General features: G+C 39.0%; 9 protein-coding genes and 3 pseudogenes. 9 read left to right on the top strand and 3 right to left on the bottom strand.

Annotated features, from left to right (window positions below; all coding sequences use genetic code 11):
* Nucleotides 1–43: 43 nt before the first annotated feature.
* Together mnmG and F908_RS09690 are read left to right on the top strand one after the other, a co-directional pair.
* Nucleotides 44–1,924, top strand: a complete 1,881-nt coding sequence (mnmG, locus tag F908_RS09695; protein WP_005161046.1) for a tRNA uridine-5-carboxymethylaminomethyl(34) synthesis enzyme MnmG — start codon at nucleotides 44–46, stop codon at nucleotides 1,922–1,924.
* Between the two features lie 118 nt (nucleotides 1,925–2,042).
* The gene (locus tag F908_RS09690) at nucleotides 2,043–2,375 is read left to right on the top strand and encodes a DMT family transporter (protein WP_005161043.1); all 333 of its coding nucleotides are present in this window, start codon (nucleotides 2,043–2,045) and stop codon (nucleotides 2,373–2,375) included.
* A gap of 98 nt (nucleotides 2,376–2,473) precedes the next feature.
* On the opposite strand, the gene F908_RS09685 is transcribed toward F908_RS09690, so the two are convergent.
* Nucleotides 2,474–3,355, bottom strand: a complete 882-nt coding sequence (locus tag F908_RS09685) for a DUF4198 domain-containing protein (RefSeq protein WP_005161041.1) — start codon at nucleotides 3,353–3,355, stop codon at nucleotides 2,474–2,476.
* A 308-nt stretch (nucleotides 3,356–3,663) separates the two neighbouring features.
* Between F908_RS09685 and F908_RS09680 the strand changes: the two genes are divergently transcribed.
* Genes F908_RS09680 through F908_RS09670 form a run of 3 tightly spaced genes read left to right on the top strand, consistent with a single transcriptional unit; the run spans nucleotide 3,664 to nucleotide 7,348 of the window.
* Nucleotides 3,664–5,241 (top strand): DUF2271 domain-containing protein, encoded by a 1,578-nt coding sequence (locus F908_RS09680; RefSeq protein WP_005161040.1) that lies wholly within the window; start codon nucleotides 3,664–3,666, stop codon nucleotides 5,239–5,241.
* Nucleotides 5,242–5,275: 34 nt separating this feature from the next.
* The gene (locus F908_RS09675; protein ID WP_005161038.1) at nucleotides 5,276–5,866 is read left to right on the top strand and encodes a PepSY-associated TM helix domain-containing protein; all 591 of its coding nucleotides are present in this window, start codon (nucleotides 5,276–5,278) and stop codon (nucleotides 5,864–5,866) included.
* Nucleotides 5,867–5,875: 9 nt separating this feature from the next.
* Nucleotides 5,876–7,348 carry a sulfite reductase subunit alpha gene (locus tag F908_RS09670; protein WP_005161036.1) on the top strand — a complete coding sequence of 491 codons (1,473 nt, stop codon included), beginning with the start codon at nucleotides 5,876–5,878 and terminating at the stop codon, nucleotides 7,346–7,348.
* Nucleotides 7,349–7,357: 9 nt separating this feature from the next.
* Here the strand turns inward: F908_RS09670 and F908_RS09665 are convergent.
* Together F908_RS09665 and F908_RS09660 are read right to left on the bottom strand one after the other, a co-directional pair.
* Nucleotides 7,358–7,580, bottom strand: a pseudogene (locus F908_RS09665) (DUF6500 family protein).
* 164 nt (nucleotides 7,581–7,744) lie between these two features.
* Entirely contained in the window at nucleotides 7,745–9,808 is a 2,064-nt protein-coding gene (locus F908_RS09660) for a TonB-dependent receptor plug domain-containing protein (RefSeq protein WP_005161032.1), read from the bottom strand.
* A 310-nt stretch (nucleotides 9,809–10,118) separates the two neighbouring features.
* Here F908_RS09660 and F908_RS09655 point away from each other — a divergent pair, with 310 nt between their 5' ends.
* From F908_RS09655 to F908_RS15610, 4 genes and pseudogenes are all read left to right on the top strand, one after another.
* Entirely contained in the window at nucleotides 10,119–10,523 is a 405-nt protein-coding gene (locus F908_RS09655) for a transposase family protein (protein WP_004730644.1), read from the top strand.
* 39 nt (nucleotides 10,524–10,562) lie between these two features.
* Nucleotides 10,563–10,952 (top strand): transposase family protein, encoded by a 390-nt coding sequence (locus F908_RS15620; RefSeq protein WP_081399871.1) that lies wholly within the window; start codon nucleotides 10,563–10,565, stop codon nucleotides 10,950–10,952.
* A gap of 92 nt (nucleotides 10,953–11,044) precedes the next feature.
* Nucleotides 11,045–11,945 (top strand): annotated as a pseudogene (locus F908_RS16190) (TonB-dependent receptor domain-containing protein).
* A 140-nt stretch (nucleotides 11,946–12,085) separates the two neighbouring features.
* Nucleotides 12,086–12,390 (top strand): annotated as a pseudogene (locus tag F908_RS15610) (IS4 family transposase); the annotation flags it as partial.

Genomic DNA, 12,390 nt, shown 5'->3' with positions numbered 1-12,390 from the left:
CCTGTATAATACTCTGTCATTTTTTGAATACACATTTACCACTATGCACTATCCTAAAGTTTACGACGTTATCGTAATTGGTGGCGGTCACGCTGGTACGGAAGCGGCGCTTGCTGCTGCTCGTATGGGAAGACAAACATTATTGTTGACGCATAATATTGAAACTTTGGGGCAGATGAGCTGTAACCCTGCAATCGGTGGTATTGGTAAATCACATCTTGTCCGCGAGATTGATGCACTCGGTGGTGCAATGGCACTTGCTGCGGATAAAGGTGGTATTCAGTTCCGTATTCTAAACTCTCGTAAAGGTGCGGCTGTACGTGCAACACGTGCACAGGCTGACCGTGTTCGTTATAAAGCTGCAATTCGTGATACTTTAGAAAATCAAGCGAATCTAGATATTTTCCAACAAGCTGCGGATGATTTGATTGTTGAAGGCGATACCGTTAAAGGCGTTGTAACCCAAATGGGCATCCGTTTTGATACCAAAACTGTGGTATTGACGACAGGTACTTTCTTGGGCGGTGTGATCCACGTTGGTCTACAAAACTCAAGTGGTGGTCGTGCGGGCGATCCACCGTCAATTGCATTAGCTCATCGTTTGCGTGAACTTAAATTGCCAGTAGGTCGTTTAAAAACAGGTACACCACCGCGTATTGATGCCCGTACAGTTGATTTCTCTGTTATGACGCCGCAGCCAGGTGATTTCCCATCGCCTGTAATGTCATTTATGGGTGATGTATCTATGCATCCTGAACAGGTGAATTGCTATATTACCCATACAAGCGAAAAAACCCATGAAATTATTCGTGGTGGTCTAGATCGTTCACCTATGTATACGGGTGTAATTGAAGGCGTAGGCCCACGTTATTGTCCATCAATTGAAGATAAAATTCACCGTTTTGCTGATAAAGATTCACATCAAGTGTTCTTGGAGCCAGAAGGCTTGGATACCCATGAACTTTATCCAAACGGAATTTCGACTTCTTTACCATTTGACGTACAGTTCAATTTAGTTCGTTCGATCCGTGGTATGGAAAATGCGCATATCTTGCGTCCGGGCTATGCGATTGAATATGACTATTTCAATCCACAAGCATTGAAATTTACACTTGAAACCAAAGCGATTCAAAATCTGTACTTTGCGGGTCAAATCAACGGTACGACAGGTTATGAAGAAGCGGGTGCACAGGGCTTGCTTGCAGGCTTAAACGCTGCACGCCGTGCGTGGGAACAAGAAGAGTGGACACCAAAACGTGATCAAGCTTATATGGGCGTATTGGTTGATGACCTGATTACATTGGGAACCAAAGAACCGTACCGTATGTTTACTTCTCGTGCTGAATATCGTTTGATGTTGCGTGAGGATAATGCCGATCAGCGTTTAACCTCTATTGGTCGTGAGCTTGGCTTAGTGGATGATGAGCGTTGGGCTGCATATAGCGAAAAAATGGAAGCAGTTGAGCGCGAAACTTCTCGTTTACAACATTTATGGGCTGCGCCAAACAATCCAATGGGTAAAAAATTCGTTGAAATGACGGGTGCTGATCTTAGTAAAGAATGTAGTGCGATTGATTTATTGAAACGTCCAAATATCAATTTCAGTCAAATTGCAGAATTAACGGGTTCTGAAGTTTCAGAGCAAGTGGGTGAGCAAATCGAAATTGCGGTGAAATACGAAGGTTATATCAACCGTCAACATGATGATGTTGCTCAGATGAAACGCCTTGAAGAAACGAAGATTCCAGCTGACTTTGAATATGATGGTGTTTCAGGTTTATCTCGCGAGATTACTCAAAAGCTTAAAACAGTTCGCCCTGAAACTTTAGCGCAAGCAAGCCGTATCCCAGGTGTCACTCCTGCAGCAGTTCAGTTGGTGATGATTACGATTCGTAAAAATAATATGGCGAAGAAATCTGCTTAAATATTATTAATAGATTCTTGATCTTAGAACTAGAAAACACCCTTTTTATTAAAGGGTGTTTTTTTATGATTGAATTAATAGATGTGAAATGTTTGTTTGGATAGAGCAGGTGTGGTAAATGAAAAGTTGGATATTTTTATTTGTAGCGATCACAGCAGAAGTGATTGCGACATCTGCACTGAAAAGTAGCGAAGGGTTTACAAAGCCATTTGCCTCTATCGTTGTGATTTTAGGTTACATCATTGCATTTTATTGCTTATCTTTGACACTGAAAACAATTCCAGTTGGTATTGCTTATGCGATATGGTCTGGGGTGGGAATTGTATTGATCACGACCTTTGCTTGGTTTTTCTATGATCAAAAATTGGATCTATGGGGAATTATTGGGATTGTACTGATTATGAGTGGCGTTCTGGTCCTGAATTTGTTGTCTAAAACAAGTTCGCATTAAACTGGTAAGTCAGTCAAAGCAGAAATTTGAATTGCTTGTAATCAGACAGGAAAATCAAAGGCACTTACAAAAAATGTAAATGTAAGTGCCTGAATGGCTTACTCCGTCACTTCTACAGTAACACTATACGTGTATGTTTGAGCAACAGGTGGTTTGGTATTGTCACTATTCGCTTCTGGATAAGTCGCGGTAATTAAATAAATGCCTGCTTCGCTAAATTTAATCTCGACTTCACCTTTTGCATTGGTTTTCACGTGCGGTTGTTCACGTTTAGCATTGGGTTGATAGCTGCTCGCACCTTTAAAGACATCAACTTCTAAGTTAGGAACAGCTTTGCCATCCATTAAAACTTGTGCTTTAAGTGATTCACCAGCAAATAATTCATTTGGGTGTGTTAAAAACTTAAATTCAAAACCTTTATTTTCAACTTGTGGAATTGGGCTTGGTTTGCCTTTTGTCACAAAGCTTTCAGCAAGATAATAGTTTGTTGTTTGAAGTGTTTTTGCATTAGCCGTGATTTGATCCTCTGTCACAAAACGTGGTGGTTGGCTTGCTTGCTGAGGTGCTTTTTGTTCAGCATTTGCTTGAGGTTGCATAGGTGCAGCATTTGCAGGTCGTGATGGACGAACACGTAACCAACGCCCATCAACTTGAGCATATTTGGTTGGATTACCAGTCGCTTCTTTTGTGCGAATGCGATAGGTACCATCATTGGTTAAATTGAATTCAGCGATATTAAACTTTTTGAGTTCAGCTGCTGCATTGAAAGATTCAGTTTTACCTTCAGGCGTTGTGACTTGATAGCTGGTTTTAAAATTTCTACTTGCGACAAAGAATTTTTCTACTGTAATACCACTTTGAAAGCTCACACTGTCAGATTTGCTATCGAAGACTTCAGGCAGTAAAAATGGGCTGGCAGTATGAGCAAAACTCAAGGTTGGTAACAGCGCGAGTAATCCAGTCGTAATCAAATGACGCATGAAAAATTCCTTAAAAGAGAAATATACAAAATGCAAAAGATTTGCCACAATCTACTTGATAACGAGTATCAATTGCAATATTATTTCGATAAATTTTTAATCGTCATGTTCAAAAACTAAGTTGATGATTAAAAAGTTATTCTTCTCTTTTAACTTAAGTTTTTATGCAGATTAATATTATTGATTTTATTGAAAAATTTGATCAAATTATATCGTAGTCTAAGTTAAGTATTGAGATAGAAGAAGAGCATTACTTTAATTGAGCGACCAGTAGATTTTAAGTAAATCTTGGAAAATGGAATCCCCGTATGTCATCAACTCAACAAATTTTTCGTCCAATACAGATAATTTTTCGTTTATCTCCGTTGATGGCTGCGTTAACAGTTTTGATGTCCCCATTTACGGCGACTCAAGCAGATGAACTAAATATAAATATAAAAGATGCACATCAATTATCCGCGCCAATCCAATTACCAAGTTATCGTTTTCATCAAGATCATGTGTTAGGCACATCTTTAGATGTTGTAGTCACTACATCTCAGCAACAAGATGCAGAAAAGGCATTACAAGCGATTCAGACAGAAATTGCTCGACTTGATCAGATTCTTTCAGTTTGGCGTGATGATAGTGAAATCAGCCAATTAAATCGTGAGCAGCAAATTTTTGCTTCATCTGAGCTCTATGATGTTGTCGCAGCTTGTGAACAGTGGCGCAGTGCAACGTGTGGCGGTTTTGATGCACGTTTGGGGCAATTGATCCAATTATGGGAAAATAGCAATCAAGTCCAACGTTTGGATGACAACACTCAAGAATCTTTATTACGACAGTTACAAACCCAAAGTATTGAACTTAACCCTGTAACAAAGCAGATTAAAACACCATCAGCTATTAAAATCGAACCTGATGCTTACGCTAAAGGCTATGTGATTGACCGTGCTTTGTTAGCAGCTAAACAAGCAGTGCCACATTTACAAGGTATTCTGATCGATATTGGTGGCGATATGCGTGTATGGGGGCAATCACCTCAACAAGCGGGTTGGAAAGTTGGTGTACAAGACCCGAATGAACGTTTTGATAATGTTGCACCAACTCAGGTACTCAACCTGAAAGATCAAGCTGTAGCTTTTAGTGGTCAAGGCTATCGTGGGTTCGCAGATCAATCACATTTGTTAAATCCACATACAGGACAACCGATTCAAAACGTTGAACAATGTATTGTGGTTGGACAATGTGCTGCTGATTCAGATGCTTTAGCAACAGCATTAACCGCAATGCCTGCGTATGAAGGGATGCAACTGATTGAACAACTCGTCGGTTATGAAGCTCAACTTGTTGCAACTGACGGCACACGTTATCAAAGTTCAGGCTGGTCATCATTGTTAGATGCCAATCAACCTGCTCTAATGCGTCATGTTGCGGCGAATGGCGCAGCAACAGCTTGGCCAAAAGGCTACCAAGCTCAGTTAGAAGTGAATATTCCAAAAATCGCAGTAGATAACTACCGTGCACCTTATGTGTCAGTTTGGGTTACAGATAGCGATAAAAAGATTGTGCGTACACTGGCTGTCTGGGGTAAAGATGAGAAGTGGATTAACTCTAACTATGTTTGGTGGCGTCGATATGGTCGTCAAATGCCAAACTTAGATGCTGTTGCAAAACCTTCACGTCAACCAGGACAGTATAAGTTGGCTTGGGATGGTAAAGACGAAGCGGGTAAAATAGTGAATGCAGGTAAATATATTATCCATATTGAAACCTCGCGTGAGCATGGCGATCATTCTTATCAAACCATTGAATTGAATGTCACACTAAAAGCTGCAACACAAACGCTGCCTGCTCAAGCAGAAATTGGTACAGTTAAATTGAATTTCCAACGTGGTGCTTAATTTCTAGCGTCACTCCATTTATGAGGCTAATCCCTTGTATCAACGCCGTGATTTTTACCGCCATGCACGCTATGTGCATGGTTGGCTTTCTGCCTTTGCCTTTATCGTTTTGATCTTCTTTGCTGCTACAGGTTTATTTCTCAATAATCCTGATTGGTTTAAATCAAAAAATGAAGAGCAAACCACCACATTCACTTTACCGCCAACACTGGTTGCGTCTCTGCAAAAACAAGAGAATCCAAGCCAAAGTATTGTGGAATACGTTCGTTCGAAACAGCCTTTGATTGGTCGTTATAAAAGTAGTGAAATGCTAGACGGTGAGGTCATGATTCGTCTCGAAGGCCCAGCAGGTTCAACAGACTTATGGGTGTTGCTCGACAATGGTGATGTTGAGATAACGCAGAAACCAGCCACCACTGTTTCATTATTGAATGATTTGCATCGTGGCAAAAACGTTGGAACAGCTTGGCATTGGTTAATTGATATTAGTGCGATCATCATTATTTTATTATCTTTGGCAGGTTATATTCTGTTCCTGACCATTAAAACTCGTTTAGTGACACATCTGCTTTTAACAGCATGTAGTTTATCGGCAATTATTTTGCTCATTTGGTCTGCTATTTAAGGTGAAAGGATGACTCAAGCTGTACTGACGATTATTGTGATATTGGCAATATTATTGAGTCTACATCTTTTTATAATTGTTTGGTTGTTATGGCAACAACGTCATGCGAAGCAAAAAGCCAATCAAGATCATCCTGCTTATTTAGTGGTGTATGCAAGTCAATCAGGTCATGCTGAATCTTGGGCAAAGCATACGGCTGAACAATTATGCTTAATTGATCATCACACTGCGATTCGAAATATTCAAAAACTGAGTATTACTGATTTAACGCAACATCAACGTATTTTATGGGTGGTGAGTACCTATGGAGAAGGGGATGCACCTGATGCTGCCCAGTCATTTGTCCATAAAATTCTGTCCCAATCTTTAGATTTATCGCATTTGTCATTTTCAGTGCTTGCATTGGGTGATCAACGTTACTCGAATTTTTGTCAGTTTGGGAAAACACTAGAACAATGGTTATTGAAGCAACAAGCTCAAGCTCTATTTCCAATAGTTTGTGTGGATCAGCTCAATAGTCGTGATTTAGAACAATGGTTGCTTGGCTTGGAGCAGTTAACCAGCACTCAATTTTCAGCGCTATCTATTGAAAAAGAGCATGTAGAATTAAAGTTTGCTCATCGCCAATGCTTGAATAGAGGCAGTATTGGGGAAGCAATTTATAAAATCCAATTAATTCCTGAACAAGATTTGGTTTGGTCATCAGGCGATATTTTAGAAATTCAATGTGAAAATAATACGATTGATATTCAGAATTTTTTAGTAGCACAACAGCAAGAAGATGCAGTGGATTTCATACCTCAACTGCGCCGCTTAAATTTAAGAAAATTACCACCTCGCGCATCACTTTCATTTGCTGAATGGATTACACAATTTGAATCCTTAGCTCAGCGTGAATATTCGATTGCTAGTTTGCCTGAAAACGGTTTAATTGAATTGGTGGTGAGACAGCAACAGACTGAATCAGGTTTAGGACTAGGCTCAGGTTGGTTGACAGTGGGGTTGGAGCAAGACCAATCGCTGCAAGCTAACATACGTCATAATCCAAGTTTTCACTTAGTTCATGATGATCGACCACTGATTTTAATTGGCAATGGTACGGGAATCGCAGGTCTAGTTGCACATTTACGCCAACGTGAGCATTGGGGATATAGACGGAATTGGTTGATTTTTGGTGAAAGACAGCAGCAGTTTGATCATTTGTACCAAACAGAGATTCGCTATTGGCAGCAGCATGGTTTTCTGGAGTATGTGGATTATGCTTTTTCACGTGATCAGGCTGAAAAAGTCTATGTGCAAGATTGTCTAAGAACACAATCAGTTCAATTACAAGCATGGATTGCACAAGGCGCAGCGATATATGTCTGTGGTAGTTTACAAGGCATGGCGAGCGGTGTTGATCAAGCACTAAAAGAGATTCTAGGGCATGAACAGGTAGAACAGCTTAAGCAGCAACAGCGTTATCAACGCGATGTGTATTAAGACGTTTGATTAATCGGGTTGGGCTAAGACTAGTGCTTTGATCTTGTCAGCTTTTTCAAAATGATCAAGTCGATGTTCAATGATTCACCAATGGGGCAGCTTCCATTAAGTGTTCAGGATCATCATTTTTATTGGCAAAAAAGGCATAGAAAGAAAGTCCGACGTTACTGCCTTTTTTTGCAATTTTTTCATCGTAGACCTGTAGGATTTTGGCTTTGAGTTCGGCTCGCATATTATCCTCTAAGCACTGATGAAAGTAGGATGAAGATCATAGCATTCCCAATATCGAAAATTTTCATAGTTAGATTTTTAATATCTATTTTGAAATCTAAAAAACCAGCTATTTTCATAACTGGCTTTTGTTAATGATGAATCAATTTAGCCTAGGCAGTAAAGTTAGAACTTTTTCTCAACAGATAATTGGAAACTCGCCATACCTTGATTTGTTCTTGCTTGATATAAACTACCGTCAGATTGATTGGTCAGTCGTTCTTTATAATCTGTACTGAGTAGATTGTTGAGATTTAAGCTTGCCGCCCAGCCACCAGTGAAACGCTTGGTTGCACTGAGGTCTAATCCAAAACGGTGATTGGTGGTTCGATCATAAGGTTGACCATCTAAACCACGCGTAAATTCAGGTGTATAGCTCAGATTGATACTGGTAGAAAGCTGCCAAGGCTTAAAGTTATAAGATAACCCTGCACTTGCATTATATGGGGCAACATCGTTGACTAAACGCTCATTGTGCTGTTCATCTTCAACTTTTGCACGGATCGTTGATATTTGCCCATTCAGCATAAATGAATGACCTGCATCCGTTTGTTTCAGCGCATAACGTCCAGAAAGTTCAACACCATAGGTCGTTGCTTGATTTTGGTTTTGTGGACGTTCAACATAACGTGACCCTTCAAGCGCAATCACCTTTTCGATGTAATCTTTAATTTCGCGATGATATGCAGTTAAACTCATACCACCATTCGCTGAGTCATATGCCAAAGTTGATTCTACAGCGCTTGTTTTCTCTGGTTTTAAGTCCGGATTACCGCCGCGATCAGGATTATTCAATGAACCAGCATCGCTATCTGTAGAAACAGTGACATTCGGAATGAGACGATCAGTTTTTGGACTGTTAAATGCTTGGCTAAGGTTGGTTTGAATCGACCATTGTTCGGTTAGATCAAAACGATAAGCAAGTACAGGGCTAAGATGTTGGTCCTGATAATCAACTAGACCAGAGCGATTTAACCATTCTTGGCGCGCGCCCAACGTAATGGTTTGTCGATCTGTAAAACGCCAGCTTCCCTCGGCATATAAAGCATAACGTTGCTCATCTAAACGATTGCTCACATTGCTGTCTAAGTTACTACTCCGTGTATCAACACCAAATTTGATTTGACGAGTCGGATCTAATTTGCGCATCCCATCATAAGCGAGGCCATATTCATGAATGGTTTCATCGGTATAAATGGTATTTTGAGGTGAACGGGTGAGTTGAGTTTCGGTTTGACGTTCAACGGATAGCCGAATCTTATCGCTTAAGTCTTTGTCTTTTCGTTCATAACGTGTATTTAGACGAATGCTATCATTTTTATCATCTTGCGTTTGATTGGCTGAATAACCATCCATTTTGATGTTGCGATAGAATAATTCGGCAATCAATTTTTGTTGATCATCGAGATCGTATTGCAAGCGAGGTGAAAACATTTGCATGCTTCGATTGACCGTGCGCGATTGTTCACGTGTACCCGCTGATGTTTCTGTTTTGGTTAGGGATGTGTTATCAACCCACATTTGATTTGCAGAAACACTATATGACCATTGATTTTCACGACCGTCAGCTTGTAGGCTGATTTTTTGTTCGCTCTTTGATTGTTTCTCAGAATCCTCGTACTTACCATAACCTACTTTTATCGAGCCACTGATGCGACTATCGAGAGGTTCTTTCAAAATAATGTTGATAACAGCTGATGACGCAACAGACGCTTGAGCAACACTTGGCTGCTTCACGACTTCAATTCGTTCAATCATTTCAGGGGTAATCGTGTCAATAATAGACATACCACCACGTGGTCCACCTTGCACAGGTTCACCATTGATAAGGAATGTTGGACCAACTCCACCACGGAAACGCATTCCAGAAGCGCCACCACCACCGCGTGGACCTTGTCCAGATGTCGGAAGTTGAAATCCAGCAGCTCTACGTAATGCATCCATCACGGATTGATCGCCGTACTGTAGCATTTCATCACGGGTGATAATGGTTTTAGGTACAGCACTTATATCATCATCTTTTGGTTTCTGTGGCTCTGCCGATGCTTTAAACGATAGGGTAGGTAAAACCTGCGTTGCTGGTTCTGTAGGTGTTGTTATGTTGCTATCAGCGGCGAAAACTGAAGTGCTGATACTCAGTAATGCCGAGCTAAGTACACTCAATTTCCCAAAATAGAGTGGATATTTCATTCAAGTACCCCAAAAGAAAGATCAAATTATTTTGTGTGTAGCCTAATGTAAAATTGTGTAGAAAAATGGAATTTAGCTTAAATAAGCCTCAGATTTAAAAATATTTTTTAATTATTTATGCGCTATTAAAGAGCATGATTTCGTAAAAATTGACTGCTTAATAAGCTGTGAGAAAGAAATTATGCAAAATATGGTAAAAATAAGAATTATTTTTATTAATATTAGACTTCCGTCATAAATCAAAAAACGTACAATTTATTTGATCTTAAATTAATCAGCAAAATTATTTAATTCAAGAGATAATCCTTGGATGAAATTCAAAGATATTCAAAAATTATCAGACGTTAAGTTTCGTAGGCTTACCGGTGTTAGTTGGGCTACATTTAACCTCATGTTGGCCGAGCTAAATAAGCATTTACCTGGTCATATTGGTAAAGGACGACCGCATAAATTACCGTTGGAAGATCGTTTGCTCTTATGTATAGAATATTGGAGAGAATATCGAACATTTTTCCATCTTGGTATGAGTTACGGTGTATCTGAAACGAGTGCAATTCGTATCACACGTGTTATTGAAGATACCTTAATCCGTTCTGGAAAATTTAACTTGCCAAAACAACTTCCTAATCGAGATGAAGTGGATTGGGAAGTTGTTGTGATTGATGCAACTGAAATATTAGTTCAACGTCCAAAAAAAACAGAAGAAATGGTATAGCGGTAAAAAAAGCGACATACCTTTAAATTTCAGCTATCTATGCACTATACAACAGGTGAAATACTGAGTGTATGTGGAAGTCATGGAAGCATGCATGATTTTAAAATATTTAAAAAAAGTATGAGGAAATTAAAATTTAAGCCCTTTTTTATCGTTGATAAGGGGTATTTAGGGATAAAAAAATTGGGTTTTGGATGCCTCATGCCATCTAAAGCAAAGAAAACTGAAAAACTAGATTCTGAATTAAATAAGTTAAATAGAGAGATTGGTCGTAGACGAATTCAAGTAGAGCATGTATTTGGAAGGATGAAATGTTTTAAGATTTTATCTTGTGTATATAGAAATCGTCGTAAAAGATTAAACCTGCGGTTTAATTTACTTGCTGGCATATACAATTTAGATTGGGTGAAAGATAAACAATTAAATTGATTGAAAAATGATTTATGAAGGAAGTCTATTGTATTGTTTTTTGTATTTTAAGTTTTTCTTAATATTTGTCTGATTTTTTGTTTGGAATTTTTATGACATCTCGATATGTTACGCTCTCTCACAAGCCTATTTTTAGATTTAGTGCATTAAGCTTAATGCTCTTACAAGCGCAGTACCTACTTGCCAACGAAAACAATATTCAGGCTGCGGTTATGCCAACGATTAAAATTGAAGCAATGAGTGAGCTTGATCCAATTAAAAGCTATATTGATTATGATCAAGCCAGCGTGACTCGAAATGGGCTAAAGAAAAAAGATATTCCTCAAACGATTGATACCATTGATGTTCAGAAATATAAAATCTATGGTGCAAATGATTTAAGTGTCATGTTACAGGGAACACCTGGGGTATCAACGAGCTATGATATGCGTGGTGATGGCATCAACTTGCGCGGATTTAATGCAGATACTGGCGATATCTATCGTGATGGTGTCCGTGAAAGTGGTCAAGTTCGCCGTAGTAATGCCAATATTGAGCGCATTGAAATATTGAAGGGTCCAGCATCAGTCTAAAGGGATAGAGTTTAGCTTTATTGGACGTGCTTTAGATAACTTGTTTGTACGGGGAGGCTATAGCTATATGGATACAGAGATTTCTAAAGACAATAAAGCGGCCAATGTTGGTAAAGTACTCAATAATACTCCACGCCATACTGGAAACTTATTTATACGCTATTTACCAGTCGAGAAGATCTATGGTGAAATTGGCGCAACTTATGTTGGTGATGCGAAGATATATTCCAATAGCAATTTAGATAATACGCCTATCGATTTTCAAGGATTCACGCGTTTAGATGCTGCAATTGGTTATAGCGCTGATCCTTGGAACGTTACGCTTGCTGTAAATAACCTAACCAATAAAGACTATTGGCGCTCAGAGTCAATGCCTGGAACACCACGTAATGTTCTAGTTCGATGGAATTATCAGTTTTAAACTTGTTTAAATCGCATATGAGTAAAAGCGTCTTTAGTTAAACTAAAGACGCTTTTTTATTTGATTTTTCTTTGTACACGACAAAAAAAGACAACTCATTGAAATAATGGCATAATACTTGTTTTCTGACGACGAATATGATGACACATTTCAATGAGTTACATCTCATCTTAAACAAATATCTAAAGTGGAACAAGTCACGTGTAAAATGTTTTACACTGATTATGCTTGCATTAATTGTAAAACAGACATGTAATCTTTCTTCTGCATCTAAAGCCTTACCCATCAAGTGCTTACCACAATCATTTTATCGACGTATACAACGCTTCTTTGCAGATCAGTACTTCGATTATCGTCAAATTTCTCAGTTAATTTTCAATATATTTTCATTCGATAAAGTCCAATTAACTTTGGATAGAACCAACTGGAAATGGGGAAAACGAGA

It is taken from the genome of Acinetobacter sp. NIPH 284, assembly GCF_000369425.1.
GTDB lineage: Bacteria > Pseudomonadota > Gammaproteobacteria > Pseudomonadales > Moraxellaceae > Acinetobacter.
This window is presented reverse-complemented; position numbering and strand designations above follow the sequence as displayed.